The organism is Mesorhizobium sp. M0778, assembly GCF_040320105.1.
Lineage (GTDB): Bacteria > Pseudomonadota > Alphaproteobacteria > Rhizobiales > Rhizobiaceae > Mesorhizobium.
Map to the genome: position 1 here is coordinate 23,818 of NZ_JAMYPA010000002.1, position 26,124 is coordinate 49,941.

The 26,124-nt window shown below is 63.2% G+C and carries 28 protein-coding genes, 1 tRNA gene and 1 riboswitch; of the genes, 20 read left to right on the forward strand and 9 right to left on the reverse strand.

What is annotated here, in order from left to right:
* Positions 1–6: 6 nt before the first annotated feature.
* The 8 genes from nuoN to NKI22_RS03935 all read left to right on the forward strand — a co-directional run bounded on the left by nuoN (position 7) and on the right by NKI22_RS03935 (position 8,660).
* A complete protein-coding gene (nuoN, locus tag NKI22_RS03900) occupies positions 7–1,443 on the forward strand; it encodes an NADH-quinone oxidoreductase subunit NuoN (protein ID WP_352958235.1) in 1,437 nt (478 codons plus the stop codon).
* A gap of 4 nt (positions 1,444–1,447) precedes the next feature.
* Complete coding sequence (locus tag NKI22_RS03905; protein ID WP_352814652.1) at positions 1,448–2,269, forward strand: biotin--[acetyl-CoA-carboxylase] ligase; 822 nt, start codon at positions 1,448–1,450, stop codon at positions 2,267–2,269.
* An 84-nt stretch (positions 2,270–2,353) separates the two neighbouring features.
* On the forward strand, positions 2,354–4,024 hold the full coding sequence (locus NKI22_RS03910) for a ribonuclease J (protein ID WP_023720735.1): 1,671 nt from the start codon (positions 2,354–2,356) through the stop codon (positions 4,022–4,024).
* Positions 4,025–4,121: 97 nt separating this feature from the next.
* Positions 4,122–4,526, forward strand: coding sequence for a methylmalonyl-CoA epimerase (mce, locus tag NKI22_RS03915; protein WP_352483057.1), 405 nt, complete (start codon positions 4,122–4,124; stop codon positions 4,524–4,526).
* Positions 4,523–4,807: a DUF1467 family protein gene (locus NKI22_RS03920; RefSeq protein ID WP_023720733.1), complete on the forward strand. Its 285-nt coding sequence runs from the start codon at positions 4,523–4,525 to the stop codon at positions 4,805–4,807. Before mce ends, NKI22_RS03920 begins: the two co-directional genes overlap by 4 nt.
* A 561-nt stretch (positions 4,808–5,368) precedes the next feature.
* Positions 5,369–6,697 (forward strand): proline--tRNA ligase, encoded by a 1,329-nt coding sequence (gene proS / locus NKI22_RS03925; protein WP_352483058.1) that lies wholly within the window; start codon positions 5,369–5,371, stop codon positions 6,695–6,697.
* Positions 6,694–7,980, forward strand: coding sequence for a lipoprotein-releasing ABC transporter permease subunit (locus NKI22_RS03930; protein WP_352814651.1), 1,287 nt, complete (start codon positions 6,694–6,696; stop codon positions 7,978–7,980). The genes proS and NKI22_RS03930 overlap by 4 nt, the downstream gene beginning before the upstream one ends.
* Positions 7,977–8,660, forward strand: a complete 684-nt coding sequence (locus NKI22_RS03935; protein WP_352814649.1) for an ABC transporter ATP-binding protein — start codon at positions 7,977–7,979, stop codon at positions 8,658–8,660. Before NKI22_RS03930 ends, NKI22_RS03935 begins: the two co-directional genes overlap by 4 nt.
* A 701-nt stretch (positions 8,661–9,361) precedes the next feature.
* Here NKI22_RS03935 and lipB read toward each other — a convergent pair.
* Positions 9,362–10,105, reverse strand: coding sequence for a lipoyl(octanoyl) transferase LipB (lipB, locus tag NKI22_RS03940; protein WP_352814647.1), 744 nt, complete (start codon positions 10,103–10,105; stop codon positions 9,362–9,364).
* Between the two features lie 177 nt (positions 10,106–10,282).
* Between lipB and NKI22_RS03945 the strand changes: the two genes are divergently transcribed.
* Positions 10,283–10,367 (forward strand) — tRNA-Leu (locus NKI22_RS03945).
* Positions 10,368–10,510: 143 nt separating this feature from the next.
* Here the strand turns inward: NKI22_RS03945 and NKI22_RS03950 are convergent.
* Positions 10,511–11,332, reverse strand: coding sequence for a phosphatase PAP2 family protein (locus NKI22_RS03950; RefSeq protein ID WP_352814646.1), 822 nt, complete (start codon positions 11,330–11,332; stop codon positions 10,511–10,513).
* A gap of 429 nt (positions 11,333–11,761) precedes the next feature.
* Between NKI22_RS03950 and NKI22_RS03955 the strand changes: the two genes are divergently transcribed.
* Positions 11,762–12,079, forward strand: a complete 318-nt coding sequence (locus tag NKI22_RS03955) for an ArsR/SmtB family transcription factor (protein ID WP_023720727.1) — start codon at positions 11,762–11,764, stop codon at positions 12,077–12,079.
* Complete coding sequence (locus tag NKI22_RS03960; RefSeq protein ID WP_352814645.1) at positions 12,076–12,558, forward strand: SRPBCC family protein; 483 nt, start codon at positions 12,076–12,078, stop codon at positions 12,556–12,558. The genes NKI22_RS03955 and NKI22_RS03960 overlap by 4 nt, the downstream gene beginning before the upstream one ends.
* A 197-nt stretch (positions 12,559–12,755) precedes the next feature.
* On the opposite strand, the gene NKI22_RS03965 is transcribed toward NKI22_RS03960, so the two are convergent.
* Positions 12,756–12,977, reverse strand: a complete 222-nt coding sequence (locus NKI22_RS03965) for a hypothetical protein (RefSeq protein ID WP_352958237.1) — start codon at positions 12,975–12,977, stop codon at positions 12,756–12,758.
* A gap of 297 nt (positions 12,978–13,274) precedes the next feature.
* Here NKI22_RS03965 and mgtE point away from each other — a divergent pair, with 297 nt between their 5' ends.
* Together mgtE and NKI22_RS03975 are read left to right on the forward strand one after the other, a co-directional pair.
* Positions 13,275–14,672: a magnesium transporter gene (mgtE, locus tag NKI22_RS03970; protein ID WP_352814642.1), complete on the forward strand. Its 1,398-nt coding sequence runs from the start codon at positions 13,275–13,277 to the stop codon at positions 14,670–14,672.
* A gap of 139 nt (positions 14,673–14,811) precedes the next feature.
* A complete protein-coding gene (locus NKI22_RS03975) occupies positions 14,812–15,198 on the forward strand; it encodes a MerR family transcriptional regulator (protein ID WP_023676566.1) in 387 nt (128 codons plus the stop codon).
* Between the two features lie 19 nt (positions 15,199–15,217).
* On the opposite strand, the gene NKI22_RS03980 is transcribed toward NKI22_RS03975, so the two are convergent.
* Positions 15,218–15,724 (reverse strand): methyltransferase family protein, encoded by a 507-nt coding sequence (locus NKI22_RS03980; protein WP_352483066.1) that lies wholly within the window; start codon positions 15,722–15,724, stop codon positions 15,218–15,220.
* Between the two features lie 16 nt (positions 15,725–15,740).
* Positions 15,741–16,739, reverse strand: a complete 999-nt coding sequence (locus tag NKI22_RS03985) for a heparan-alpha-glucosaminide N-acetyltransferase (protein WP_352814640.1) — start codon at positions 16,737–16,739, stop codon at positions 15,741–15,743.
* A gap of 248 nt (positions 16,740–16,987) precedes the next feature.
* Between NKI22_RS03985 and NKI22_RS03990 the strand changes: the two genes are divergently transcribed.
* Positions 16,988–18,187: an MFS transporter gene (locus tag NKI22_RS03990; protein WP_352814639.1), complete on the forward strand. Its 1,200-nt coding sequence runs from the start codon at positions 16,988–16,990 to the stop codon at positions 18,185–18,187.
* Here the strand turns inward: NKI22_RS03990 and NKI22_RS03995 are convergent.
* A complete protein-coding gene (locus tag NKI22_RS03995) occupies positions 18,166–19,359 on the reverse strand; it encodes an aromatic ring-hydroxylating oxygenase subunit alpha (protein ID WP_352814637.1) in 1,194 nt (397 codons plus the stop codon). The two genes, NKI22_RS03990 and NKI22_RS03995, sit on opposite strands and share 22 nt — an antisense overlap.
* A gap of 140 nt (positions 19,360–19,499) precedes the next feature.
* Positions 19,500–19,695: riboswitch (cobalamin riboswitch) on the forward strand.
* A gap of 36 nt (positions 19,696–19,731) precedes the next feature.
* Here NKI22_RS03995 and NKI22_RS04000 point away from each other — a divergent pair.
* The 4 genes from NKI22_RS04000 to cobO are packed head-to-tail and all read left to right on the forward strand — an operon-like array spanning position 19,732 to position 21,842.
* Positions 19,732–19,911, forward strand: a complete 180-nt coding sequence (locus NKI22_RS04000; protein WP_023720718.1) for a CbtB domain-containing protein — start codon at positions 19,732–19,734, stop codon at positions 19,909–19,911.
* 15 nt (positions 19,912–19,926) lie between these two features.
* Positions 19,927–20,703 carry a CbtA family protein gene (locus NKI22_RS04005; RefSeq protein WP_352814635.1) on the forward strand — a complete coding sequence of 259 codons (777 nt, stop codon included), beginning with the start codon at positions 19,927–19,929 and terminating at the stop codon, positions 20,701–20,703.
* A complete protein-coding gene (gene cobU, locus NKI22_RS04010) occupies positions 20,696–21,217 on the forward strand; it encodes a bifunctional adenosylcobinamide kinase/adenosylcobinamide-phosphate guanylyltransferase (protein ID WP_352483069.1) in 522 nt (173 codons plus the stop codon). Before NKI22_RS04005 ends, cobU begins: the two co-directional genes overlap by 8 nt.
* Before the next feature lies 1 nt (position 21,218).
* Positions 21,219–21,842, forward strand: coding sequence for a cob(I)yrinic acid a,c-diamide adenosyltransferase (cobO, locus tag NKI22_RS04015; protein ID WP_352483070.1), 624 nt, complete (start codon positions 21,219–21,221; stop codon positions 21,840–21,842).
* 439 nt (positions 21,843–22,281) lie between these two features.
* Here the strand turns inward: cobO and cbiB are convergent, their stop codons facing one another.
* Positions 22,282–23,253 (reverse strand): adenosylcobinamide-phosphate synthase CbiB, encoded by a 972-nt coding sequence (cbiB, locus tag NKI22_RS04020; protein WP_352814633.1) that lies wholly within the window; start codon positions 23,251–23,253, stop codon positions 22,282–22,284.
* Between cbiB and cobD the strand changes: the two genes are divergently transcribed.
* Both cobD and NKI22_RS04030 read left to right on the forward strand, forming a co-directional pair.
* Positions 23,252–24,310: a threonine-phosphate decarboxylase CobD gene (cobD, locus tag NKI22_RS04025; RefSeq protein ID WP_352484504.1), complete on the forward strand. Its 1,059-nt coding sequence runs from the start codon at positions 23,252–23,254 to the stop codon at positions 24,308–24,310. The two genes, cbiB and cobD, sit on opposite strands and share 2 nt — an antisense overlap.
* Positions 24,307–24,816 (forward strand): tyrosine phosphatase family protein, encoded by a 510-nt coding sequence (locus NKI22_RS04030; RefSeq protein WP_023719902.1) that lies wholly within the window; start codon positions 24,307–24,309, stop codon positions 24,814–24,816. Before cobD ends, NKI22_RS04030 begins: the two co-directional genes overlap by 4 nt.
* Here NKI22_RS04030 and NKI22_RS04035 read toward each other — a convergent pair whose 3' ends face one another.
* Positions 24,817–25,620 (reverse strand): creatininase family protein, encoded by an 804-nt coding sequence (locus tag NKI22_RS04035; protein WP_023719903.1) that lies wholly within the window; start codon positions 25,618–25,620, stop codon positions 24,817–24,819.
* A gap of 108 nt (positions 25,621–25,728) precedes the next feature.
* Entirely contained in the window at positions 25,729–26,112 is a 384-nt protein-coding gene (locus tag NKI22_RS04040) for a RidA family protein (protein WP_352484505.1), read from the reverse strand.
* Between the last annotated feature and the right edge of the window lie 12 nt (positions 26,113–26,124).

Below are 26,124 nucleotides of genomic sequence, written 5' to 3' on the forward strand. Positions count from 1 at the left end.
CGAACCATGACGCCGGACCTTCTCTCCAGCCTGTCGCTCTCGACGCCAGAGCTGATCCTCGCCATCGGCGCCTTGGCGCTGTTGATGCTCGGCGCCTATTCGCGCGCCAACACCACCGTCACAGTGAGCGGCCTTGCCGTCGCCGTGCTGGTGATCGCTGGCGCCTGGCTGATCTTTTCCCCGGGGCAGGGCAACGCCTATGGCGAAGCCTTCATCCAGGATCCGTTCGCCCGCTTCATGAAGGTGTTGGCGCTAATCGGCTCGGCGGTGACGTTGGTCATGTCGGTCCGCTTTGCCCAGGCGGAGCATTTCGACAAGTTCGAATATCCGGTGCTGAGCCTGCTCTGCACGCTCGGCATGATGCTGATGATCTCGGCCAACGGCATGATCGGGCTCTATCTCGGCCTCGAGCTGCAGTCGCTGGCGATCTACGTGCTGGCGGCGATCAACCGCGACAGTCTGCGTTCGACCGAGGCCGGCCTGAAGTATTTCGTCCTTGGCGCGCTGTCTTCGGGCATGCTGCTTTACGGCATCTCGCTGGTCTACGGCTACACCGGCAATACCGGCTTCCAGGAGATCGCCGCGGCGCTGAGCGGCGGCGAGCGCCAGCTCGGCCTCGTCTTCGGCCTGGTTTTCGTGCTGGCCGGCCTTGCCTTCAAGATCTCGGCGGTGCCGTTCCATATGTGGACGCCCGACGTCTATGAAGGTGCGCCGACGCCGGTGACGGCTTTTCTGGCGGCGGCACCCAAAATGGCGGCGATGGCGCTGATGGTGCGCGTCACCATGGGCGCCTTCAAGCCGATCGCCGCCGACTGGCAGCAGATCATCGTCTTCATCTCGATCGCGTCGATGGCGCTCGGCGCCTTTGCGGCGATCGGCCAGACCAACATCAAGCGGCTGATGGCCTATTCCTCCATCGGCCATATGGGCTATGCGCTGGTCGGCCTTGCCGCCAACAGCCAGGACGGCGTGCGCGGCGTCGCCATCTACATGCTGATCTACCTGGTGATGACGCTCGGCACCTTCGCCTTCATCCTCGCCATGCGGCGCAAGGAGGGCAATGTCGAGCAGATCAGCGATCTCGCCGGCCTGTCGGCGACCAACCCGATCATGGCGACGATCCTCACCATCCTGATGTTCTCGCTGGCCGGTATCCCGCCGCTCGCCGGCTTCTGGGGAAAATGGTACGTGTTCCTTGCCGCCATCAATGCCAATCTCTACGCGCTGGCGATCATCGGCGTGCTGGCCTCGGTGGTGGGCGCCTATTATTATCTGCGCATCATCAAGATCATGTGGTTCGACGAACCGGTCGGCGGCTTCGTTCCGATGGCGACCGAACTGCGCGTCGTGCTCGGCGTCTGCGGCGCCTTCGTGCTGTTCTATGTGCTGATCGGCGGCCCGATCGGAACCTATGCCGCTGCCGCAGCCAAGACCTTCTTCTGACGGAATGACATTCAGGCTGGCTCCAACCGCGGCTTCGGAAGGGTTCCGGCTCGAGGCGCACGACACGGTCGGCTCCACCAATGCGCTGGCGCTGGAGCACGCGCGGGCCGGCGATCCGGGCAAGCTCTGGGTCGTCTCAAAAAAGCAGGAAGCCGGGCGTGGCCGCCGTGGCCGCGCCTGGGCGACGCCCGAAGGCAATCTGGCAGCGACGCTGCTGGTGATCACCAACACCGAGCTTCGGCTTGCCGCGACGCTCGGCTTCGTTGCCGGACTGGCGCTGGCCGACGCGCTCGACGCTGTCGTGCCGAAGGGCAGGATCGCGATCGGCCTCGATGGTGCGAGCCAAGGCAAGAACCGTTTCGAGCTGAAATGGCCGAACGATGTGCTTGCCTCGGGCGCCAAGCTCGCCGGCATCCTACTGGAATCGGCGATGCTGGAGGGGGGCCGTTCCGCAGTGGCTGTCGGCATCGGCGTCAATGTGGTGGCATACCCTGAGGATTTGCCCTATCCAGCGACGTCGCTCAACGCGCTGGGGTCTGCTTGCGATGCCGAGACGCTGTTTCTGGCGCTGTCGGATGCATGGAGCGAGAATGCTCGGCTGTGGAACGAAGGGCGTGGGCTTGCCGCCGTCAGGCAGCGGTGGCTGGCGCGTGCGGCGGGGCTTGGCGGGCAGGTTGCTGTCAGAATTGACGGTAATGTGGTGCGCGGCACCTTCGAGACCATTGACGAGGACTGCCGTTTCGTGATCCGCGACGATGAAGGTTCGGTTCTGACGATCGCCGCCGGCGACGTGCATTTCGGCGCGGTTGCCTCGGCCGGCGGTTGACTGGCCAATACGTTTGACTGGCCTGTATTTGACCAGCTTGAATTTGACCGGCCCAAGAGTTTGACGGGCAAGGAAGGAAAGATCATGGCGAAAGCGGAAAACGCCGAACTTGTCTTCGTGCCGCTCGGCGGTGTCGGTGAGATCGGCATGAACTTCGCCCTCTACGGCTATGGCCCGGCCAATGCGCGCGAATGGATCGTCGTCGATGTCGGCGTCACCTTTCCCGATGCAACCCTGCCCGGCGTCGACCTGGTGCTGCCCGACACGCGCTTCATCGAGGAGAATGTCGCCAATCTGCGCGGGATCGTCATCACCCATGCGCATGAGGACCACTACGGTGCGCTGCACGACATCTGGCCGAAGCTCAAGGCGCCGGTGTGGATGACGCCGTTCAGCGCCGGCCTGCTGGAAGCCAAGCGGCAGGGCGAGCAAGGGGCGCCGAAAATTCCGGTGACGATCTACCGGGCCGGCGAGAAATTCACCGTCGGTCCGTTCGAGATCGAGGCCATCCCCGTCGCGCACTCCATTCCCGAGCCGATGTCGCTGGCGATCACCACTCCGGCCGGCGTCGTCATCCATACCGGCGACTGGAAGATCGATCCGGCGCCGACGGTGGGGCCGATGACCGACGAGTCACGCTTCCGCGCCTATGGCGACAAGGGCGTGCTGGCGCTGATCTGCGATTCCACCAATGCGTTGCGGGAAGGGGAATCGCCGTCCGAAGTGGCGGTGGGCGAGGGCATCAAGAGCGTCATCCAGAACGCCAAGGGCCGTGTCGCCGTCACCAGCTTCTCCTCCAATGTCGGGCGCATCGTCTCCATCGCCAAGGCAGCGCGGGATGCCGGCCGCCAGTGCCTGGTGCTTGGCCGCTCGATGAAGCGCGTCATCGATGTGGCTGATGAACTCGGCTATATGGACGGCTTGCCGGAATTCATCGCCGAGGAAGATTACGGCTTCATCCCGCGCGAAAACCTCGTCATCATCTGTACCGGCAGCCAGGGCGAGCCGCTTGCCGCACTCGCCAAGCTGTCGCGCGACGAGATGAAGTCGGTGGCGCTGACTGCCGGCGACACGGTGGTGTTTTCCTCGCGCACCATTCCCGGCAATGAGAAGGCGATCCTCGAGATCAAGAACCGCCTGATCGATCTCGGCATCAAGATCATTGAGGACGGCGATGCGCTGGTGCATGTCTCCGGTCATCCGCGCCGCAGCGAATTGCGCAAGATGTATGAATGGGTGCGGCCGCAGATCGGCGTTCCCGTGCATGGCGAGGCGGCGCATCTGGTGGCGCAGGGCTCGCTGATGTCGACGTCCGGCATCGGCCAGGTGGCGCAGGTGCGCGACGGCGACATGCTCAGGCTCTATCCGGGTGCGGCTGCGATCATCGACCAGGTGCCGTTCGGCCGCATCTACAAGGACGGAAGGCTGGTCGGCACCGACCAGGCGATGGGCATTCGCGACCGGCGCAAGCTGTCCTTCGCCGGCCACGTCGCCGTCAATGTCGTGCTCGACGACAAATACGAACTCGCCGGCGATCCCGATCTCGTCGCCATCGGCGTCGCCGAGGCCGATGGCAGCGGCGAGAGCCTGGAAGACCTGATGATCGATGCGGCAATCGGCGCCGTGGACTCCATCCCCCGCCAGCGCCGAAAAGACCTCGACCTGGTCCAGGAGGCGGTGCGGCGCGCGGTGCGCGGCGCGGCCAACGAAGCCTGGGGCAAGAAGCCGCTGGTGACGGTGTTCGTCACGCGGTAAGGGAATAGGGGAGTAGGGCAGTACGGCAGTAGGGGAGAAAGTAGTTTTCCCTACTCCCATACTGCCCTATTGCCTTACTGCCCTAAGGACGCAGTCAATGCTCGGACGCCTCAACCATGTCGCGCTTGCCGTGCCGGATCTGGCTGCGGCGGCGGCGGCCTATCGGGATACGCTTGGCGCCCGCGTGACCGCGCCGCAGGCGCTGCCGGAGCATGGCGTGACGGTGGTGTTCGTCGACGTCGGCAATACCAGGATCGAGTTGCTGGAGCCGCTCGGCGAAGGCTCGCCGATCGCGGCATTCCTCGAGAAGAATCCGTCCGGCGGCATGCACCATGTCTGCTACGAGGTTGACGACATTGTTGCGGCGCGCGACCGTCTCAAGGCCAGCGGCGCGCGCGTGCTGGGCGATGGCAATCCGAAGACCGGCGCGCATGGCAAACCGGTATTGTTTCTGCACCCCAAGGACTTTTTCGGCACGCTGGTCGAACTGGAGCAAGCATGAGCTGGGTCTCTTTCATCGCCCTGTTCTTCGCCACATGGTGGGTGGTGTTGTTCGCCGTCCTGCCGTTCAGCATGCGGACGCAGGACGAGGACCAGGATGTGACGCTGGGTACGGTTCCGAGCGCGCCGCGCGGACCGCATATGGTGCGCGCCGCACTGCGCACGACGATCGCCACACTGGTCCTGATGGGCATCTTCTACGGCATCACGAGAGGGCTTGGTCTCGGCATCGACGACATCCCGCACATCGTGCCGGATTTCAACCAGAGCCCAGCGCATTAGCCGGCTACCCAATGTCCTGCTATCCAAGACCTATGCCGACGCCCTGAAATCAAGCTCAGCCAGCAAGGTCAACCCAAGTAAAGGCCGTGGGCCGGATTTGGGCTGACGCAACGTCATGTAGTTTGGCAATCTGTCTTGCTAACCAAATGATTGCACAAAAAAAATGCAAGGCGCGAGGCCTTGCAATTTAAACGCGTCCGATCTGTTTCCGGTGTCCGGCGGCAGCGAGTTACCGCGCCTAGATCGCATCCTCCCAAGACTTTGACCGCGTAGGAGGGCAGATTTTTCTCCGCCCTCTCGGTTATCGGGGCACACTAGCCTAAGGCGGGTGAAAATGTCACGAAGAATTTTGCCCGGAAACAGGCAATCTCGTGCTGCAGTGCACAATAGTACGGCAGGCGTTGCTTGCGAAACGCCCAGCAAGCCGTGTGCGGCAATTGCGGCGTCTGTGCAGCGCCTGGGCCGGGTTTCCATTCCGCCATGAAATGGCTATGAAGCCGGGGCAAGCAAGCCTGCGCTGCGCCGATTCCGGCGCCGCCATCCTCTCTCACGGACCAGTTCATGCGTTTGTCGCGCTATTTCCTGCCCATCCTCAAAGAAAATCCGCGCGAGGCCGAGATCGTCTCGCATCGGCTGATGCTGCGCGCCGGCATGATCCGCCAGCAGGGGCAAGGCAGCTTCTCCTGGCTGCCGCTCGGCAAGCGGGTACTGGACAAGGTCTGCCGGATCATTCGCGAGGAGCAGAATCGCGCCGGCGCGCTCGAAATCCTGATGCCGACCATCCAATCGGCCGAGCTGTGGCGCGAAAGCGGCCGCTACGAAGACTACGGCAAGGAGATGCTGCGCATCAAGGACCGGCAAGATCGCGACATGCTCTACGGCCCGACCAACGAGGAGATGGTCACCGAGATCTTCCGCTCCTACGTCAAGTCCTACAAGGACCTGCCGCTCAACCTCTATCATATCCAGTGGAAGTTTCGCGACGAGGTGCGCCCGCGCTTTGGCGTCATGCGTTCGCGCGAATTCCTAATGAAGGACGCCTATTCCTTCGACCTCGATTATGAAGGCGCCAAGGCCGCTTATAACCGTATGTTCGTGTCCTATCTCAGGACGTTCACGCGCATGGGGCTGCAGGCGATCCCGATGCGCGCCGACACCGGGCCGATCGGCGGCGACCTCAGCCATGAGTTCATCATCCTGGCCGACACCGGCGAGAGCCAGGTGTTTTGCCATCGCGACTATCTCTCGCTTGATGTACCAGGGGCGAATACCGACTTTTCGAATGACGCCGAGATTGCCGAGATCGTCAAGACATGGACGACGCCCTATGCCGCCACCGACGAAATGCATGACGAGGCGGCATGGGAAAAGCTCTCCGAAGCCGACAAGGTCTCGGCGCGCGGCATCGAGGTTGGCCATATCTTCCATTTCGGCGACAAATATTCCAAGCCGATGGGCGCCAAGGTGACCGGGCCGGACGGCAAGGATCATTTCGTCTCTGGCGGTTCCTACGGCATCGGTCCGTCGCGGCTGGTCGCGGCGATTATCGAGGCCAGCCATGACGATAACGGCATCATCTGGCCGGAAGCGGTGGCGCCGTTCGACATCGGCCTGATCAACATGAAGGCTGGCGATGCCGAATGCGACCGCGTCTGCGGTGAGATGCATGCCGCCTTTGCCGCCGCCGGCAAGGAGGTGCTCTACGATGACACCGACCAGCGGCCGGGAGGCAAGTTCGCTACCGCCGACCTGATCGGACTTCCGTGGCAGGTGATCGTGGGGCCGCGCGGCGTCGCAGCCGGCGAGGTCGAGATCAAGAACCGCAGGACCGGCGAGCGCGAGACGCTGCCGATCGGCGACGTGAAAAAGCGTTTCGGTGCCGCCGCATGAACGAAGCGGCAGCAGCCAAACCTTCGGGGGCAGGACCCTTTTCCGGCTTTGAGCGTATGGTTGCGTGGCGCTATCTGCGCTCGCGCCGCAAGGAGACGGTGATCTCGGTCATCGCCTCGATCTCCTTCCTCGGCATCATGCTGGGCGTTGCCACGCTGATCGTCGTCATGGCGGTCATGAACGGCTTTCGCGCCGAACTGCTGACGCGCATCCTCGGCGTCAACGGGCACCTGATCGTGCAGCCGCTCGACATGCCGCTGGAGGACTATGCCCAGGTCGCCGGCCGCATCAACGGCGTGCCCGGCGTCAAATACGCCATTCCGCTGATCGACGGGCAGGTGCTGGCGCAAGGCAATGTCGGCGGCGGCACCGGCGCGCTGGTGCGCGGCATACGCGGCGAGGACCTCGGCAAGATCACCATCGTCGCCAACAACATCAAGGAGGGCTCGATCGTCGGCTTCGACACCGGCGAGGGCGTCGCCATCGGCAGCCGCATGGCCGAGAATCTCGGCCTTGTGCTTGGCGATACGATCACGCTGATCTCGCCCGAGGGCGACGTCACGCCGCTCGGCACGACGCCGCGCATGAAGGGCTATCCGGTCACCGCGATCTTCGAGGTCGGCATGTCGGAATATGACAGCTCCATCGTTTACATGCCGTTCTCGGAATCGCAGCTTTATTTCAACATGGACGGCCGGGCGCAGACGATCGAGATCTACACCGACAATCCCGACAATATCGACGCGCTGAAGCCGAAGGTCGAAGAGGCGGCGCAGCGGCCGATCAGCCTTGTCGATTGGCGGCAACGCAACAAGACGTTCTTCGACGCGCTGCAGGTCGAGCGCAACGTCATGTTCATGATCCTGACGCTGATCGTGCTGGTGGCGGCCCTCAACATCATTTCGGGCCTGATCATGCTGGTCAAGGACAAGGGCCACGACATCGCCATCCTGCGCACCATGGGAGCGACGCGCGGCGCGATCCTGCGCATCTTCCTGATGACAGGCGCTGCGATCGGCGTTGTCGGCACCATCGCCGGCGTGCTGCTCGGTATCTTGATCTGCCTCAACGTCGAGCGCATCCGCCAGTTCTTCTCCTGGCTGGCCAACGAGCGGCTGTTCAATCCCGAGCTTTATTTCCTAAGCCAGCTGCCGGCCCGCATGGATGCCAGCGAGACGATCTCGGTCGTTCTCATGGCTTTGGCGCTGTCGTTCCTGGCGACACTGTTTCCGGCGTGGCGCGCCGCCAGGCTCGATCCGGTCGAAGCGCTGAGGTACGAATGATGGCCGAGGCCATTATCGAGCTGAAGAGCGTCGAACGGCACTATGTGCAGGGGCCGCGCAAGCTGACCATCCTGAGCGGCGCCGATTTTTCGCTAAAGCGTGGTGAGATGGTGGCGCTGGTGGCGCCTTCGGGCACCGGCAAGTCGACGCTGCTCCACACCGCCGGGCTGCTGGAGCGGCCGGACGCCGGCGACGTGATCCTGGCGGGGCGCGCCTGCGGTCGGCTTTCCGACGACGAGCGCACGGCGATCCGCCGCAACGATGTCGGCTTCGTCTATCAGTTCCATCACTTGCTGCCGGAATTCTCGGCGCTGGAAAACATCATGATGCCGCAGCTGATAAAAGGGCTGGCGCGCAAGGAGGCGGCCGAGCGGGCGGCGCAATTGCTCGACTACATGCAGATCGGCAAGCGGGCGCATCATCGCCCTTCCGAGCTCTCCGGCGGTGAGCAGCAGCGCGTCGCCATTGCGCGCGCCGTCGCCAATGCGCCGCTGGTGCTTTTGGCCGACGAGCCGACCGGCAATCTCGACCCGGTGACCGCTTCCTACGTGTTCGAGGCGCTGGCAGCGCTGGTCCGGCAATCGGGCCTGGCGGCACTGATCGCCACCCATAATCACGAGCTTGCCTCGCGCATGGATCGCCGCGTGACGCTTGCCGACGGCAAGGTCGTGCCGCTTTAGGGTGTATTGATATTCAGGTGATGCCTGCCTGCGGATGGCAGCTCCTGCGCTTCCGTACTGCGATAGGGTGAATTTGGTTTGATATAGACTTCGTGAGGCTACTTTTTCTGCTCATCCCACTTACGGATCAGCTCGCGGATCGCAACTGTGTTCTCCTCGACCGCCTTGGTGTTGGCAACCGATTCCTCCCTCGCCTTAGCCCATCTCTCGGTGAAGTCATGATATCGCCTTCTTCCTCGGGACGTCGCGGCCCAATAGAGGCCGCCGAAGACTACAAGCAACACTCCCATCCATACGAAACCGTATAACTCTGTCATAGATTTCCCCGCAGCTAAAATGGCCCCTTTGTATTGTAACACCATCGCCACCTGTCAACGTTGAGAGTGACCTAGGAAGAGATAGCGCTCGGTTAACCCTTCACTAACCGTGCCAAATTCCACCTATCTACGCGCCCTGACGGTCGTTGACATTCGAACAAAATTAGAACAAAATACGAACATACTAACAACAGGAGAGAGCTATGACCGATCTTGTTCAGGATGTCGTCTCGCTGGTGTGCATGAGCACGTTCCTCATTTCCATGGCAATCTGGATCGGCGCGATGTGAGGATGCGCTGAAAGACATGGCTCGAACGCTGACGACCCGTTCTTCGCGGAGGCGAGGGGCGCAGCGTAGGACTACGGTCTTCAGTGAGGTTCTGTCAGCCGACTTTGCGGGCCGCCTCGACCTGCAAAGGCGCTGCCGGGCCGAAGACATCTTCGAAGGCTGATTTCAGCGCCAGGTCGAGATCGGCCATTGTTACGGGAAGGCCGAGATCGATGAGGCTGGTGACGCCGTGATCCTGGACGCCGCACGGCACGATGCCGCTGAAATGGCTGAGGTCCGGTTCGACATTGATGGCAATGCCGTGGAAGCTCACCCAGCGCCTCAGCCTGATGCCGATGGCAGCGATCTTGTCCTCGGCGACCGAGCCGTCGGGCAAAGCGGGGCGATCCGGCCGCACCACCCAGACGCCGACGCGGTCCTCGCGGCGTTCGCCGCGTACGTTGAAGGCGGCCAGCGTGCCGATGATCCATTGTTCGAGTGCCGCGACGAAGGCGCGGACATCCTCGCGCCGCCGCTTGAGGTCGAGCATGACATAGGCGACGCGCTGGCCCGGCCCATGATAGGTGTATTCGCCGCCGCGCCCGGCGGCAAAGACCGGGAAGCGGTCCGGCTCGATCAGGTCCTCGAAACGGGCGCTGGTGCCGGCGGTATAGAGCGGCGGATGCTCGACCAGCCAGACCATCTCGCCAGCCGCGCCGCTGCGGATTGCTTCGGCGCGCGCCTCCATCACGGCGAGCGCATCGGGATAGGCGGTGAGCCCGGGCTCAATGCGCCATTCGACCGGCGCCGAGCCGGGCGAGGGCAGGAACGACGTGGCGATCTGGCTGCGTTCTGTCATGATATCTCGTCTCGCCCCTCATATGGCGGCAATCGGTACAAACGTCCAGTTCCGGGCACGTTCGGCGCTTTGCAGAGTTAAGCCGATATCCGGCCGATTATTGCTGGCCGCGCACTTGTTTCACCGGAAACGATTTGCTACACGCCGCGGGCCGGTTCGTTCTGGCTCCTACCACGTGCGGTCGTGGCGGAATTGGTAGACGCGCAGCGTTGAGGTCGCTGTGGGGCAACCCGTGGAAGTTCGAGTCTTCTCGACCGCACCATTAAATTCGAAAGCGCCCCGTTGAGTTCGAGCACGGCAAAGAGCGTCTTTGTCAGGCGCGAGGCTTTTTTGCCTGCGATCGCGAGTTTGGCCGATGCGAAAACGCCATCGGCGCGTAGCCATATATGCGGTTTGCGTGGATAATTATTCGCGCACCAGGCGTCCGGTTGCCCACCAGATCACAGATACAGCAGCGATCGATACGTAGCCGTCCAGGGCATAGTGCCATCCAGTGTACACCGATCCGTACAGGATCAGGGCTGCAAACGCCCAACCCAGAGCGCCCAGCCAGAGATTGATCGAGGACAGCAAATAGGCGTTCAGTGCGGCAAAGGCGACATGCATGCTTGGCATGGCCGAGATGCCGCCGCCAAGGCTTGGCCGGCCACTCCGGTAAGCCATCAGGAGATATGCTGCGGGTTCCCGCACCATGTAATTATGGTCCAGTCTGTCCAAGGCGGCATTCAATCCGTGGAAGCGATCCACGCCAACAAACTGGTGGTAGTAAACCGGCCCGACCGATGCCAGCGCCAAAGCCAAGACAGTTCCGAGGATGCACAACGTCAGCGCTGCCGCGCTGAGATAGCGGATGCGCGCAATCTCGTCCGACCAGAGCGCCACGAAAAGGATGGTGCCGAACCACTGGTAGAACCAAATGACTTCATAGCTGTTGAAGACGACGAGCGACCACCCGTTGCTGTCGAGCTTATGGGCGATCTGCCACGGCGGCATCCCGTGCAACCATTCATCAGCGTCGGCTAACCAGTGGTCGGCATAGTATGGGACGACGGACGGGATGGCGATCTTGTAGGTGGAGAACGCGGTCAAGCTGGCAAAGAAGAACAGCAGCACCAACAGACAGCCGCGCCAGCGCCCTTGAACCAAATCCAGGGCGTAGCGAACCGGTTGCCGTCGGCCATGGATGAGCGCGGCACAACAGACGCCACCGATAAACAAGACCGGCATGCCAATAAGAAACTTGTGAGAATAGATTAGGGCTGATGTACGGAATACTTCTGGATATAGTGCAGATGCACCTAACACGTACATTGCCATAAACAAGGAGAGGCGCAATTGCCATATGGCTGAGGGCCTGTGGCGAGAGGCTTCCGTAGTTAGGGCCAAGCCAATTTACCCGTTCTTAATGTTTCGCCGGAGAGACATATACACCGATAAGGTAAAAACCTTGCCGTCAGGTTTACTTTTCCCCGGTGGTCGACACCTGCCGGCTCGCATGCGGTGGATTGATTCCCTGAGCAATCTTGCATCCGCATTGCTGTCCATGCCCCGCGCGAAGGAATTGCCCGGAGCCTCGGGGTCGAACCGGCCGGTGCTTAAACACGGGCCCGCCACTCCCTCGGTTGACCTATCATAAGTTTTAGCTTATCATAAGTCATGGTTTATGATTATGCAGGAATGGTGGCCTTGGCCGATCCGACACGCCGCAAGGTGTTCGAGCTCATCGCCGATCGGCCGCGCTCGGTCATCGATCTGACGCGGGTGCTTCCGGTCTCGCAGCCGGCGGTATCGCAGCACCTCAAAGTGCTGAAGGAAGCCCGACTGGTCCGTGCCGAGCCCAAGGGCGCCAGCAATATCTATCATCTCGACCCGCATGGGCTCGGCGAGATGCGCGCCTGGCTCGATCGCATGTGGGGCGATGCGCTCGACGCCTTCAAACGGGAAGTCGACAACAGCAAGGAGAAGAGGAAATGACGACTATGATCAAGCCCGCACCGGTCAGGAAGTCGGTGACCGTGGAGGTGCCGCTCGACAAGGCATTCGATGTGTTCACGACAGGGTTCGGACGGTGGTGGCCGGCTTCGCACTCAATCGGCAAATCCGCCCTGACGACCGCGGTGATCGAACCGAAAGCCGGCGGCCGCTGGTACGAGATCGGCGAGGATGGGTCACAATGCGATTGGGGCGAGGTTCTCGCCTGGAATCCGCCGTCGAGGCTGACGCTCGCCTGGCGTATCGGGGCCGACTGGCGCTACGATCCGGCATTGCTGACCGAGGTCGACATCCGCTTTGTCGCGCTCGGCGAGAATTCGACGCGGGTGGAACTCGAGCACCGGCTTCTGGAGAACATGGGCGAGACCGCAGAAGCAGCGCGCCAGGCCTTCGAATCGGAGCGTGGCTGGAGTGGTGTCCTTGGCGCCTACGCGGCTGAGGCCAAACGCTACGCTGCCTGATCGGCAGGCCTCTAAGCCCGATATCCAGCGAGGCCGTCGCAGCGTCGGCCTCGCCTCATTCCCGGTGCAGCATATGCCGTTCTGCCCGACCACCGGGACTAATGTTGTTGGGCGACCGATTCCCCGACCGGGGCACACCACACCTGGCGTTGTCGCGGACTACCCGGCAGTTGGTCGGCGGCGATGGCAGAGCTGGATTACCGGTGCTTCTCGACGAAAGCCTTGCAGGCGGGTGACAACTGCTCGATCATGCTCTGAAGGTCGCATTTGCCGATCGGTGTCATTGGGCAAAGCCGTTTGTAGTCAGGCTTGCATTCCTTGCCCTGAAAAAATTTGAAGGCCTTTGCATCGGCGGCAATCGGGTTCAAAAGTATTCCCGAACAAACCAGCGCAAGACTGGTAAACAGATACTTCCCCATAAACACCCTCCCTTTATTACCGGTAATTATAGAGATGCTAAATTAGAATCCTCTAATTATCAATCTTGAATTATCAATCTTGGGCAACCGGCAGCTCGCAAGGTCGTCTGATATCCGTCCGTTGCGCACGGAGAGGCCGATTCTCAAGCCAATCGCGCCGCCGCTCCATCTTTGTGTTTGACCATGATCTTTTCGGAAAACCGGTTTCCACTTTTCAGGATCATGGTCTAGACCTGACTGGCACCTTATCCGGAAATCCGATGGCGGGAGGCGCTGGTGGGAGGCCAAGACGAACACATGACCGGCACCAGGGCCGCCGAGGAGCGCCGCGCCGACATCTATGACGAGGACGGCGTCATCCTGTCGTCGTTTCTCACCCAGATCGGTGCCGCGATCGCCGATCGCGATACGCTGACGCTGAAGCGCGAAGTCGACGATCTGCACCAGTCGGAACTCGGCCACCTGCTCGAGGCGCTGCACCCGGAACAGCGCCGCGCCCTGGTCGAATTGCTGGGCAAGGATTTCGACTTTTCCGCGCTGACCGAGGTCGACGAGGCGATCAGGCGCGACATCGTCGACAATCTGCCCAATGCGCAGATCGCCCAGGCCGTGCAGGAGCTCGATTCCGACGATGCCGTCTACATTCTCGAGGACCTCGACCAGGAGGACCAGGACGAGATCCTGTCGCAACTGCCGTTCACCGAGCGGATCAGGCTGCGGCGCTCGCTCGACTATCCCGAAGAGACCGCCGGCCGCCGCATGCAGACGGAGTTCGTCGCGGTGCCGCCATTCTGGACGATCGGCCAGACCATCGACTACATGCGCGAGGACAACAACCTTCCCGACCGTTTCAGCCAGATCTTCGTCATCGATCCGAGCTTTAAGCTGCTCGGCGCCATCGACCTCGACCAGATCCTGCGCACCAAGCGCTCGGTCAAGGTCGAAGAAGTCATGCATGAGACCAGGCATGCCATCCCGGCCACCATGGACCAGGAGGAGGCGGCACGCGAATTCGAACAATACGATCTTCTGTCCGCCGCCGTCGTCGACGAGAACGAGCGGCTGGTCGGCGTGCTGACCATCGACGACGTCGTCGACGTCATCCAGCAGGAGGCCGAGGAAGATCTGCTGCGCATGGGCGGCGTCGGCGACGAAGAACTCTCGGACAGCATCCTTTCGACTTCGCGCTCGCGTGTGCCGTGGCTGCTGGTCAACCTTTTGACGGCCTTCCTCGCGGCTTCGGTGATCGGCCTGTTCGACCGCACCATCGAGCATATCGTGGCGCTGGCGGTGCTGATGCCGATCGTCGCCGGCATGGGCGGCAATGCCGGCTCGCAGACCATGACCGTCACCGTGCGGGCGCTGGCGACGAGGGACCTCGATATCTACAATGCCGGCCGCATCATCCGCCGCGAAATCGGGGTGGGCTTCATCAACGGCATCATCTTCGCCATCCTGATCGGCATCGTCGCGGCTGCCTGGTTCCACGATCGCAATCTCGGCGGCATCATCGCGGCAGCGATGATCATCAACATGTTCGTGGCGGCTCTGGCGGGCATCCTGATCCCGCTGCTGCTCGACCGCTTCAAGATCGATCCGGCTGTGGCTTCGGCGGTTTTCGTCACTACGGTCACCGATGTCGTCGGTTTCTTTGCCTTTCTCGGGCTTGCCACATGGTGGTTCGGCGTAGGCTGAACGGCACCTCAATTGACTTTTACGTAAATGCCGTGCGAGGCTTTGGAAGGTGCCTTGTCCGCCGATTCTGGTACGCGCCTGGATGCCGGCGGCGCCGGCCAGTTGGAACTCGCGGCGTGGCCGGGGCATTGGAGTGGCGATGCGGGAATATTATTCGATCACGGAGCTGACCCGCGAATTCGACGTGTCGACGCGGACGTTACGCTTCTACGAGGACGAAGGGCTGGTGCAGCCGGTAAGGCGCGGCCGCACCCGGCTGTTCCGTCCGTCGGACCGGCATCTCATCCGCCAGATCATGCGCGGCAAGAGGCTCGGCTTCTCGATCAACGAGATCCGCGAAATCATCCAGATGTACAGGGAGCCGCCCGGCGAGGTCGGCCAACTCAAGCTGATGATCAAGCGCATCGAGGAAAAGCGCGAGGATCTTCGCCAGAAACGCCGCGACCTCGAGGAGACCCTGGCCGAGCTCGACCAGGCCGAGGAATCCTGCGTCGAGCGGCTGGTTGAACTCGGCGTCACCACGTAAGCGCGGTGTCAGCCCCGGCTCAAATCCAGCGCCGCACCCTTTTCGCGTAGTCCCGGTACTTCTTGCCGAATTTGGCCGTCAGCACCTTCTCCTCGCTCTCGATCGTCAGCTTCTGCGTCAGGAACGCCGCGATGACCGCCAGCGGCAGGAACCAGGCGATCCCCGAGACAAAGGCGAGGCTGACCAGCAGCAATGTGTTGGCGAGGTAGATCGGGTTGCGGCTGACGGCGAAGGGTCCGGTGGTCACCAGATGGTCCGGCACGCCGTTGGGGTTGAGCGTCGTTTTGGCGCGGATCATGGTGCGGATCGCGGTGAACCAGAGCGCGGCGACCGCCACCAACCCCACAAGGCCGGCGGCGAACAGGATGTCGCCGAGAAGATCGCCGATCCACGGCAGTGGATAGAAAAACCCTAGCGCGACGCTGACGATGATGGCGGCGACATAGATCAGCGGCGGCCATGGGATGTGCCCCAGCTTCGGCTGCCCAGGATTTTGCTGCACGGGTTTCGGGTGACTGTCGGTCATTGTTGTCCTCCCTCGATTAGCGCGTTCTCGGTTCCGCCGTCTCGGTTTGGGCGGTGCAGGTGCCGGCGAGCTCGCCAATATGCGTCTTCCACTCCGGGGACTGGTCGTTGCTGTAGAGCCGGTCAAGCGAGGCTTCGCCCTGGAGAGTGTCCAGCATGCAGGCACAATAGCTGGAGCAGAACTCGGTGTCGCGCGCCTGCTCGCAGGATATTTGGCAGGATTTCAGAAAGTTGACCTCCCTGCTTTCGACCCGCGCCGGCATGAATTGCGAAAACAGCCAGACCGAGCCGATCAGCAGCGGCTGATGGATCAGATAAAAGGCAAGGCTGTGCCGGCCGATGAAGACCAGCGGGTTTGCCCAGCGGCCTGGCGTCATGGCCGACAGCCGGGTCAGCACGCCGGAGGTGGCGGCGAGTTTGGTAACCGCGATGCCGGCAAGCACGGCGCCGAACCAGGGCAGTAGCGGAACATAGTCGTTGGAGTGCGGATTGGTCGCCGATAGACCGACCCACCACAAAGCCGGATGATCGAAGGCCTCGGATCTGAGGTAGAAGGGCGCCGCGATGACAAACGCCGCGACAAGCAGTGTCAGCAGCGCCGGCAGCCGCAGGAACGCCAGGCCGAGCAGGCTGGCGAGCGCGATCTCGTGCAATATGCCGAAAAAAATGAAGCCGTCGGGCGTGGCGATTCGGGTGACCAGCGATATTGCGAGAGCCGCCCCGGCAACCATGGCGAAGCGCTTCCAGAAGCCTGTCCAGCGGATTTTCTTGCCATGGGCGAGATAGAGGCTGACGCCGACCAGGAACAGGAAGCTCGAGGCGATGCAGCGCGCGTAGATTTTCCACCAGCCGAAGGCGGTGAGGCCGGGATCGGTGTAGCCGAAAAATTCGAGATCCCAGGTGAAATGATAGCTCGCCATGGCAAGCAAAGCGATGCCGCGTGCGATGTCGATGGCGGCGATGCGCTTCGCCTTCGGTTGATCCTGAACGGCGGTGGTCGGCGTGGCGATGCTCATCGGTCTCGCTGTCTTGGTTCAGCCCCGGCAAGACGACTATCACGGTTGCCACCGTCAAAAGAAGCAGTCCTCGCGTCGCGTTGGCGCGGGTCAGCATTAGAACTCGCTTTAGGCCAGAGCCGGAAAGCCTTTGGCCGGCTTCGCTTTTTGCCGTGAAGGCGTCGGTTTCCTGTTACCCGGCCAGGAATCGCCGCGGCAGATTTGTGCTCCAAACCCTTGCTTTGGGCGATTCTGCTTCGGGGAAAGCAATGGCTACCCATGTGCGCCATCCTATCTGGCTTGCGGCCTTGCGGCCGGCGGATGCACGCACCTTCGCCTCGCTTTATGCGGTCGAATCGTTCGCGCGCGCCACCGTCTCCAGCGTCATCCCGATCCAGGCCTATGAGATCCTGCACAACGAGCAGATCGTCTCGATCCTCTACACGGTCGTGGCAATGCTCGGCCTCTCGGCGACGCTGTTCATGCCGATGCTGATCCGGCGCTTTGCCCGGCGCTGGGTCTATACCGCCGGTGCCTGCCTGCTGGCCGTCGGCTCGCTGTTCTTCGTCACTCATACGCTTGCTGGCCAAACGGTCGGCATGCTCTGCCGCGTCATCGGCGCCAGCGCGCTGGCGATCACGCTCAACCTCTACATCATGGACCATATCCGCAAGACCGATTTCATGCAGGCCGAGTCGCTGCGCATGGCGTGGTCGATGCTTGCCTGGACCGCCGGGCCGACGCTCGGCATTTTCCTCTACACGCGTTTCGGCATCTATGCCGCGCATAGCGCGGTGGCCGTCTTCGCCATGGCCCTGCTGGCGCTGTTCTGGACCTACCGGCTTGGCGACAACCCGTCGATCCGCCCGGGCAAGACGCGGCCGGTCAATCCGCTGGCCAATATCGGCCGCTTCGTCGCGCAGCCAAGGCTGAGGCTGGCCTGGCTGATCGCCTTCGGCCGTTCCTGCTTCTGGACGACGTCCTTTGTCTATGGGCCGCTGTTCATGGTGATCACCGGCGAGGGCAAGCTCGCCGGCGGCCTCTTGATTTCGGCCGGCAATGCGCTTTTGTTCATGGCCATCTTCTGGGGCAGGGCGGGAAAGCGTTTCGGCGGCCGGCGCACCATGACGTTTGCCTATTTCGCCATGTCGGCGACGCTGCTGGCGGCCGGCGCCGTCGGCGAGGCCGCGCCGCTCGTCACCGGCGCGTTGCTGCTTTGCGGTGCCTTCTTCACCATCGCGCTCGATGCGCTGGGCTCGACCGCGTTCATGCGCTCGGTGCGCTCGTATGAGCGGGCGCAGATGGCGGCGGTCTACCGCACCTATCTCGACTTTTCCGAGCTGACGCCGCCGCTGGTCTATTCGGTGGTGCTGGCGTTCTGCGGCCTGGGCGCGGTTTTCGCGACGCTCGGCCTGCTGGCGGCGGTCTGCGGCTTCGTCACCTGGCGCTATCTGCCCAAATCGCTTTGATGTTCAAGCGCCGCATGCCGCTCGAGCACCCAGTTGTGGAAGCGGTGCAAGTCATATTCCTCGGGCATCAGCACGCCGGCCTTGTGGCGCATCGAGCGCAGGCCCTTCTGGTTGACCTCGCAGATATCAGCATCTTCCTCCAGCACCTGGGTGCCGAAGGCGACGATGTTGTCGATATCCGCTGCCGGATCGGCGAGCGCTTCGGGCGAAAAAAGCCATTCGGCGGTGAGTTCGGTCTGCTCCGGCCCAAGCGGCACCAGCCGCACGGTCCTGACATAGTCGACATGGCCGACGACGAACATCGACGGCAAGTTGGTGGCATAGGTCTGCCCGGCAGCACGCTCGGCCGGCGTCAGGCTCGAAAAGACCGAGCCGTGGACGCGCCCGTCGCGCGACCAGGTTTCGGCCCCGGCCCGCAAGCCGCCGGCAAATTCCGGCGCGTCATTGTCGGCGTGGCGCGCCCATTCGGGGTCGTCGTGCCGGCCCATCAGGCCGCGGCCATAGATCGGCACCAGCCGCGACAGGTCCTTGTGGACGCCAGGGCAGTGCAGGCACTCGTTGAAGTTCTCCCAAAATATCTTCCAGTTGCAGTTCATAACCTTGCGCAGCACATGGCCGCTCAGCAGCGTTTCCAGCGGCCAGTTGGCGAGGTTGCCGGATGCCGGATCGAAGGATGTTTCAGCCGAACCGGCAGCGTCTTGCGCGAGGTTGACGAAAACGAAACCGCGCCACACCGAAAGCGCGACGCGGTAGAGCGGATGATCGGCCTTGTCGAAACCGTCCGGCAGCGATTTCGACGGCACGCGCACCAGATCGCCGCGCAGCGAATAGGACCAGGCGTGGTAGGGGCAGGTGATGAGCCGCGCCTTCAGCCGTCCTTCGCTCTGCTGGCAAAGCTGCGAGCCGCGATGCCGGCAGGTGTTGTGAAAGGCGCGCAATTCGCCGGTCTCGTCGCGCAGCACGACGACCTCCTGCGTGCCTATGCGAAACGTCCTGAAAGCCAGCGGCTGGGCAAGGTCGGCCTCGCGGCAGACCAGCAGCCAGTTGCGATACCAGATGGCCTCGAGATCGCGCTGATAGCCTGCGATGTCCCAATAGGCCGATGACGGCAGCGTCGGCTCGGCCCGCGTCAGGCCGTTATAGGGACCGCGCTCATTCGGGCTGGGTTGCATGCCGGCTTCCTCCCCATCCGCCAGCCGACACCCGGCTGTGAGAATTGTCAATTGCGGCGCCGGCCGGCGAGCTTGGCGAGGCGGCGCATTCGCCACACGATCCGGCGGAATTTGGTTTGCCGGGCGCGGCGATTCTGCCTATAGTCGCTGATGTCGTCGGTTCCGTTTGGAACCAAGAGGGAATGCGGTGCGGGCGAAATTCTTGCCCAATGCCGTGGCTGCCCCCGCAACTGTGAGCGGTAGTCCTCTCCATATGCCACTGAAGATTTTCTTCGGGAAGGTGGGGAAGGGCGCTGATCCGCGAGCCAGGAGACCTGCCGGCGACAGGAAACTGACTTCTATGCCCTCGGGTGGAGGGCGAAAGGACAAGACATGAATACCGCTTCCGTCTCGCTCGGCGCTTCCGTCTCCTCGCAGTCGCGTTTCATGCAGCTGGCGCTTGCTGCATTCCTCGGCATTTTCGTCATGGGCTTTGTCGGCTTCTCGCACATCGATGCGGTCCACAATGCCGCCCACGACTATCGCCACTCGATGGGCTTTCCCTGCCACTGACAAGGGGCTGACATCATGACACTGTTTCGCAACGTCGTGTTCATCGCGGCGATCGCAGGGCTCGTGGCCGGCGTCGTTCTCGCCTGCATGCAGGCCTATGCCACGGTGCCGCTGATCCTGAAGGCGGAAGTCTACGAACAGGCCGGCGGCGGCCATGACCATGCCGCCGCACCTGCGGCACCGGCCGCCACGGGCACGATGGCTATGAGCAGCGCCGCGCCGGCACCGGCTGAAGCAATGGCTTCGGCTGAGGACGAAGGCTGGGCGCCGGCCGACGGTTTCGAACGCTTTGCCTTCAGCGTCGTTGCCAATATCGTCACCGGCATCGGCTTCGCACTGATCCTGGTTGCGGTTTCGGAATTCGCCGGCGGCATCGGCAATTGGCGCCAGGGCCTGTTCTGGGGGCTTGCCGGCTTTGCCGTGTTCACGCTGGCGCCCGGCCTCGGCCTGCCGCCGGAATTGCCGGCAATGCCGGCGGCCGACCTTGTCCAACGCCAGATCTGGTGGTGGGCAACGGTGGTGGCGACCGCCGCCGGTCTCGGCCTGCTCGCCTTCCGCAGATCGCTGCCGCTGGCGGTCCTTGCCGTGGCGTTGATGGTGGCGCCGCATATTGTCGGCGCGCCGCAGCCCGACAGCTTCGAGACGACAATCCCGGAAGGCCTGCATCATCAGTTCGTGGTGGCGGTGACGCTGACCAATCTGGTGTTCTGGCTGGTGCTCGGCGCGGTCGTCGGCGTGGTGCGCGGCCGCTTCACCGGCACGGCGACCAGCCTGCGCGACAGCTTTGCCTGACCGCGCTGCCGGGGCGCTGACCCTGATCATCGGCGGTGCGCGCTCCGGCAAGAGCGTGCATGCCGAGAGGCTGGTGAGTGCCTGTCCGGCGCCATGGAGCTATATCGCGACGGCGCAAGCCTATGACGAGGAGATGCGCGAACGGATCGCGCTGCACCGCTCGCGCCGCAGCGCCGGCTGGACGACCATCGAGGCGCCGCTCGACCTTGCCGGCGCGATCGAGGCACTGCCTGACGGCCAGCCGGTGCTGATCGATTGCCTGACGCTGTGGCTGACCAACCATATGCTGGCCGAACATGATGTCGAGGCCGAATGCCGAAGGCTGGCAGATGTGCTGTCGCGGCCGCGTGGACCCTGGTTCGTGGTGTCCAACGAGGTCGGCCAGGGCATCGTGCCGGAGAATGCGCTGGCAAGACGGTTTCGCGACGCGGCCGGCCGGTTGAACCAGGACGTTGCCGCCGTCGCTGACACCGTGCTTTTGATGGTGGCGGGGCTGCCGCTCAGGGTGAAATGACATGGCTGATACCGACCACATCGATCCCAAGGACGAGGAACGCCACCGCGCGAAGATGGCCAAGCGCAAGGCGGTGCAGGACGCCGAGGTTGCAGCCAAGACGGTCGAGAAAGGGCTGTTGATCGTCAACACCGGTCCGGGCAAGGGCAAGACCACGGCCGCCTTCGGGCTGGCGCTCAGAATGCTCGGCTACGGCAAGCGCGTCGGCGTCGTCCAGTTCATCAAAGGCAAATGGCACACCGGCGAGAAGGATGCTTTTGCCTGCTTCGGCGACCGCGTCGTCTGGCACGCCATGGGCGAGGGCTTTACCTGGGAAACGCAGGACCTGAAGCGCGACATCGCGGCCGCTGAGGCCGCCTGGGCCAAGGCGCTCGAGCTGATGGCCGAGCCGTCGATCAGCCTCGTGGTGCTCGACGAACTCAACATCGCGTTGCGCTACGATTATCTCGACCTCGAAAAGGTGGTCGCAGCGCTGAAGGCGCGTCGCGAGGGCCTGCATGTCGTCGTCACCGGCCGCAATGCCAAGCCGGTATTGGTCGAGGCAGCCGATCTGGTCACCGAGATGGGCGTGACCAAGCACCACTTCTCCGCCGGCGTGAAGGCGCAGCAAGGGATAGAGTTCTGAGGGGTTTGGCGATCGGGGAAGGGCGTTTCGGAGCAGGCGGCGCCGGCGAAGCTGCCGATCTCCCCCCTTGTGGGGGAGATGCCCGGCAGGGCAAAGGGGGGCACTGTCCCTCGGCCTGTCAGTCGGAGACAACTACGTCGTCAGACCGTCATTAGCAGGTGAACGGTCAAGAGGCTGGCGATCCTTCGCGCCCCCCTCTGTCCTGCCGGACATCTCCCCCGCGAGGGGGGAGATTGGATGGCGCTTCGGATTTCGCCAACCTCGAACGTCAAAGGCAGGGAATGAGAAGCGCAAAGCTGGGGCGATTATTCTTTGGGCACAGCAATTTTGTTCTTGCTTTGTGCCGGCAGCTATGGTACTAATCTCGCTATGGTGCTAACTGGCTCCAACGACCCGCCGCTTGGCGGGTTTTTTGTTTCCGCTCGATCTCGGGCGCAGGTCACGCCAAGATAACAACCACTGCGATCACCCCGAACAGCGCGATCAGCAGTAAGTCGGCGACCCGGTAAAGTTTCAGCGCCCGTCGGATGTCGGTGCTCTCGATATCGTCGCGGCGGCCGCCTTCGCCCATCAACGCGTCTTCGACCATGACGCCGTCATAGGAACGGGGGCCGGCGAGCGCCAGGCCGAGCGCACCGGCCATCGCTGCTTCCGGCCAGCCGGCATTGGGCGAGCGGTGTTTTTTCGCATCGCGCCGCACAGCATGCCAGGCGGCTTTGGCATCGGCGCCCTTGACCAGGAAAGCGGCAAGCACGATCAGCAGCGCCGTCAGCCGTGATGCCGGCAGGTTGATCCAATCGTCGAAGCGCGCCGCCGCCCAGCCGAAGGCCTCGTGGCGCGGGGTGCGGTGGCCGATCATCGAATCGGCGGTGTTGGCGGCCTTGTAGGCGACGCCGCCGGCGAGCCCGCCAACGCCGATCCAGAACGCCGGCGCGACGACGCCGTCGGAGAAGTTCTCGGCCAGGCTTTCGATCGCGGCGCGGCAGACAGCGGCCCTGTCGAGCTTTTCCGGGTCGCGGCCGACGATCCGCGAGACGGCAATGCGGCCCATGTCCAGTCCGCCGCTGTCGAGGGCGTCGGCCACCGCTTCGACATGCTCGGCCAGGCTCTTCTGCGACAGCAGCGACGTCGCCAGGATTGCGATGACCAACAAGCCGAGGGGAATGCTCCAAAGCATGGCTTCGATCCAGAAGGCGAGGGCGGCCGGCACCAGCACGATGACCAGCAGCGCGAGCACGCCCCAGCGGCGACGGTGGGCGTCGGAATCAGTGGCGCGGTTGAGCCTGCCGTCGAGAAAGGATATCAGCCTGCCGAACCAGGTGACGGGATGGCCAATGGCATCGAAGAGCTGGGCCGGGTAGCCGAGTACAAGTTCGATGGCCAGCGACAGGAAAGTGATCAGGATCGACATGAAGTCTCTTGATGGAGTGACGGCGGCAGTGGACCACGGCGGAAGCCTTGGCCGGGCGAGGGCGCTTTTCCCTCACGCGCCGCTGCCTTTCGTCGACCTCTCGACCGGGATCAATCCGCACTCCTACCCGCTTTTCGATTTGCCCGCCACCGCCCTGTCGCGATTGCCGGAAGCAGCGCGTGCCCGCGAATTGGCCGAAGTCGCGGCAAGCGCCTATGGCGCTCCATCGGCGGCGAATGTCGCAGCGGCGCCCGGCACGCAGATCCTGTTGCCGCGCGTCGCTTCGCTGGTCAGCCCGGGCAGGGCGCTGGTGCTCGGGCCGACTTATGCCGAGCATCGGCGGGCAGCGGCGATCGCCGGCCATGCGGCGGCTGAAGTCGATGATTTCGAAGCCTTGGCGGCGGCCGACCTTGCCGTCGTCGTCAATCCCAACAACCCGGACGGGCGCGTCGTCGAGCGCGAAAGATTGCTTCGACTTGCCGCAAAATTGCGCGCCAGAGGCGGGCTGCTGGTCGTCGACGAGGCCTTCATGGATGTCGGCCCACGCAGCGAAAGTCTCGCTGGCGACGTCGACCAGGGCGGCATCGTCGTGCTGCGCTCGTTCGGCAAGTTCTTCGGCCTGGCCGGCCTGCGGCTTGGCTTTGCATTGACCGAGGCGCTGACGGTCGAGCGGCTGCAGGCGCAATTCGGGCCATGGGCGATTTCCGGGCCGGCGCTCGAATATGGCATAAGGGCGCTTGCCGATACCGGCTGGCAGGCCGGGATGCGGCGCCGATTGGCCGAGGATGCCGCACGGCTCGATGCGCTGTTCGGCCGGTTCGGCGTGCCTGTCGCCGCTGGCACCGCGCTGTTCCGCTATATCAGGCTGGCGAACGCCGCCCGCCTGTTTTCGGTGCTCGGCCAGCGCGGCATCCTGCTTCGGCATTTCGCCGACCGGCCGGATGTGTTGCGCGCCGGCCTGCCGGGAGCCGACGAAGAATGGCGGCGGCTCGAATCAGCGCTTGCCGGCTGGGCCTCGCGGCGCGACGATGATGCCAAGGGAGAAACGATCCAATGATCCATGTCTGCTCGCTGTCCAAAGTCGAGGAAACGGTGACGAAGACCGGGGCCGGGCGGCTGCTTTCGCTGCTCGCTGCCGGCACGGAGGTGATGCGGCCGGCCTCGATCACCAGGGAAAACCATCTGCACCTGGTCATGCACGACATTGCGGTAGCGCAGGAGGGCATGACCATGCCGGGCGAGGAGCATGTCTTGAACCTGCTCGATTTCGCCCGCCAATGGGATCGCTCGCGGCCGCTGGTGGTGCATTGCTATGCCGGCATCAGCCGGTCGACCGCCTCGGCCTACATTATCGCGGCAGCGCTGGCGCCGAAGCGCGACGAAGCCGAACTGGCCAAGACGCTGCGCGCGCTGTCGCCCACGGCGACACCCAATCCGCGGCTGATCGCAATTGCCGACGCACTGCTCGAGCGCGACGGCCGCATGAGCCGCGCCATCGAGGCGATCGGGCGCGGCGCCGAAGCGTTTGAGGGCACGCCGTTTGCGCTGAGGATCGAGGGCTAGTTACGCCAGCCAATCCGCCAGCTTTGCCTTGCGCACGTCCTTCAGCAAGCTGATGAAGCCGTCGGCTTGATGCTCGGCGGTGAGCCGGCCTTTTTCGGCGGTTGCAATGCTGGCGTCGCCGACCACGCCATTCGGGTTGAGGTCGCTGGCGATCCAGGCGAAGGCGTGCGTTCCGGTGTGGCGCAGCAGCGAAAATTCCTTTTCGGCGCGCGCAACCTTGGAGACGAAATTGTCGGCCTTGGCCATGTCGACGAGGTCGGGCCGGAAGTGCAGCATCAGCGAGGTCTCGACGTCGCCGCCATGAATGCCGTGGCGGTCTTCGAGGTCGGTGTACATGCCGGCCGGCCGGCCAAACCGTTGCCAGCTGGTCTTTACCGCCAGCATCTTTGCCCGCACGCGCAATTCGCGGGTGACGATGCCCATGATCTCCTCATTGCCGCCATGCGAGTTGACGACAATCAGTTTTCGCACGCCGGCGCGTGCGACCGACAGGCCAAGTTCGGTCCACGCCTCGACCAGGGTCGTCGCCGGCAGAGTGAGGGTGCCGGGCGCATGCAAATGCTCGTTCGACTTGCCCACCGCCTGAACCGGCAGGATGCGGATGTCGAGATCGCCGGGCAGGCGCGCGATCACCGTTTCCAGCATGCCGTTCATGATCGAGGTGTCGGTCGAAACCGGCAGATGGGGCCCGTGCTGCTCGATCGCCGCCAGCGGCAGAACGGCAATGGTCGCCTCAGGATCGACGGTCGCGTATTCGGTGGTCCGGTAGTCACCCCACCATACGCGTTTTTTTGTTCCGGCCATTTTTTACCTCGAAGAGACTGGATGCGCGCTTGATGAGGGGCGGCACCAACCTTTGTCGTGTAACTTGAGATCATCGGCCTGTCGATTCCAGCCGCTGGCCAGCGCTCCTCAACCCGACGCGATGACCTCGATCTCGACCTTAAACTCCGGCCGGGCAAAGCCGGACACGATCATCAGCGTCGAGGCCGGCGCCGGACTGGCGAACAGCCGGTCGCGAACCTCCATATAGGGCCGCAGGAAGGCGCGGTCGGTGACGTAGGCGTTGATGCGGACGATGTCGGACAGGCCGAGCCCGGCCTCGCCGAGAATCGCCGCTATGTTCTGGAAACAGAGCTCGGCCTGTGCGCCGGCCTCCTCGGGGATCTGGTCGTCCGCTGTGATCGCGACCTGGCCCGAACACAGCACCAGCCGCTTGCCGGGCGGCAGCTCGACGCCATGGCTGTAGCGGGCGAAGGGCGGCTTGATCGACTTCGGCGTGAGAAATTTGAACATGGCAATCTCCGT

What these genes read in the sequence shown, in the direction of transcription:
- NKI22_RS03965 (WP_352958237.1), bottom strand. Translation starts at nt 12,977, where the DNA reads ATGGGGAAGTATCTGTTTACCAGTCTTGCGCTGGTTTGTTCGGGAATA.
- NKI22_RS04040 (WP_352484505.1), bottom strand. Translation starts at nt 26,112, where the DNA reads ATGTTCAAATTTCTCACGCCGAAGTCGATCAAGCCGCCCTTCGCCCGC.
- NKI22_RS03995 (WP_352814637.1), bottom strand. Translation starts at nt 19,359, where the DNA reads ATGCAACCCAGCCCGAATGAGCGCGGTCCCTATAACGGCCTGACGCGG.
- NKI22_RS04005 (WP_352814635.1), top strand. Translation starts at nt 19,927, where the DNA reads ATGACACTGTTTCGCAACGTCGTGTTCATCGCGGCGATCGCAGGGCTC.
- NKI22_RS04030 (WP_023719902.1), top strand. Translation starts at nt 24,307, where the DNA reads ATGATCCATGTCTGCTCGCTGTCCAAAGTCGAGGAAACGGTGACGAAG.
- NKI22_RS04000 (WP_023720718.1), top strand. Translation starts at nt 19,732, where the DNA reads ATGAATACCGCTTCCGTCTCGCTCGGCGCTTCCGTCTCCTCGCAGTCG.
- mce (WP_352483057.1), top strand. Translation starts at nt 4,122, where the DNA reads ATGCTCGGACGCCTCAACCATGTCGCGCTTGCCGTGCCGGATCTGGCT.
- NKI22_RS03960 (WP_352814645.1), top strand. Translation starts at nt 12,076, where the DNA reads ATGACGACTATGATCAAGCCCGCACCGGTCAGGAAGTCGGTGACCGTG.
- NKI22_RS03920 (WP_023720733.1), top strand. Translation starts at nt 4,523, where the DNA reads ATGAGCTGGGTCTCTTTCATCGCCCTGTTCTTCGCCACATGGTGGGTG.
- cbiB (WP_352814633.1), bottom strand. Translation starts at nt 23,253, where the DNA reads ATGTCGATCCTGATCACTTTCCTGTCGCTGGCCATCGAACTTGTACTC.
- NKI22_RS03980 (WP_352483066.1), bottom strand. Translation starts at nt 15,724, where the DNA reads ATGACCGACAGTCACCCGAAACCCGTGCAGCAAAATCCTGGGCAGCCG.
- lipB (WP_352814647.1), bottom strand. Translation starts at nt 10,105, where the DNA reads ATGACAGAACGCAGCCAGATCGCCACGTCGTTCCTGCCCTCGCCCGGC.
- NKI22_RS04035 (WP_023719903.1), bottom strand. Translation starts at nt 25,620, where the DNA reads ATGGCCGGAACAAAAAAACGCGTATGGTGGGGTGACTACCGGACCACC.
- NKI22_RS03930 (WP_352814651.1), top strand. Translation starts at nt 6,694, where the DNA reads ATGAACGAAGCGGCAGCAGCCAAACCTTCGGGGGCAGGACCCTTTTCC.
- NKI22_RS03955 (WP_023720727.1), top strand. Translation starts at nt 11,762, where the DNA reads ATGGTTTATGATTATGCAGGAATGGTGGCCTTGGCCGATCCGACACGC.
- nuoN (WP_352958235.1), top strand. Translation starts at nt 7, where the DNA reads ATGACGCCGGACCTTCTCTCCAGCCTGTCGCTCTCGACGCCAGAGCTG.
- cobD (WP_352484504.1), top strand. Translation starts at nt 23,252, where the DNA reads ATGAAGTCTCTTGATGGAGTGACGGCGGCAGTGGACCACGGCGGAAGC.
- NKI22_RS03985 (WP_352814640.1), bottom strand. Translation starts at nt 16,739, where the DNA reads ATGAGCATCGCCACGCCGACCACCGCCGTTCAGGATCAACCGAAGGCG.
- NKI22_RS03950 (WP_352814646.1), bottom strand. Translation starts at nt 11,332, where the DNA reads ATGCCGGTCTTGTTTATCGGTGGCGTCTGTTGTGCCGCGCTCATCCAT.
- NKI22_RS03990 (WP_352814639.1), top strand. Translation starts at nt 16,988, where the DNA reads ATGGCTACCCATGTGCGCCATCCTATCTGGCTTGCGGCCTTGCGGCCG.
- NKI22_RS03910 (WP_023720735.1), top strand. Translation starts at nt 2,354, where the DNA reads ATGGCGAAAGCGGAAAACGCCGAACTTGTCTTCGTGCCGCTCGGCGGT.
- mgtE (WP_352814642.1), top strand. Translation starts at nt 13,275, where the DNA reads ATGACCGGCACCAGGGCCGCCGAGGAGCGCCGCGCCGACATCTATGAC.
- NKI22_RS03975 (WP_023676566.1), top strand. Translation starts at nt 14,812, where the DNA reads ATGCGGGAATATTATTCGATCACGGAGCTGACCCGCGAATTCGACGTG.
- NKI22_RS03935 (WP_352814649.1), top strand. Translation starts at nt 7,977, where the DNA reads ATGATGGCCGAGGCCATTATCGAGCTGAAGAGCGTCGAACGGCACTAT.
- cobO (WP_352483070.1), top strand. Translation starts at nt 21,219, where the DNA reads ATGGCTGATACCGACCACATCGATCCCAAGGACGAGGAACGCCACCGC.
- proS (WP_352483058.1), top strand. Translation starts at nt 5,369, where the DNA reads ATGCGTTTGTCGCGCTATTTCCTGCCCATCCTCAAAGAAAATCCGCGC.
- NKI22_RS03905 (WP_352814652.1), top strand. Translation starts at nt 1,448, where the DNA reads ATGACATTCAGGCTGGCTCCAACCGCGGCTTCGGAAGGGTTCCGGCTC.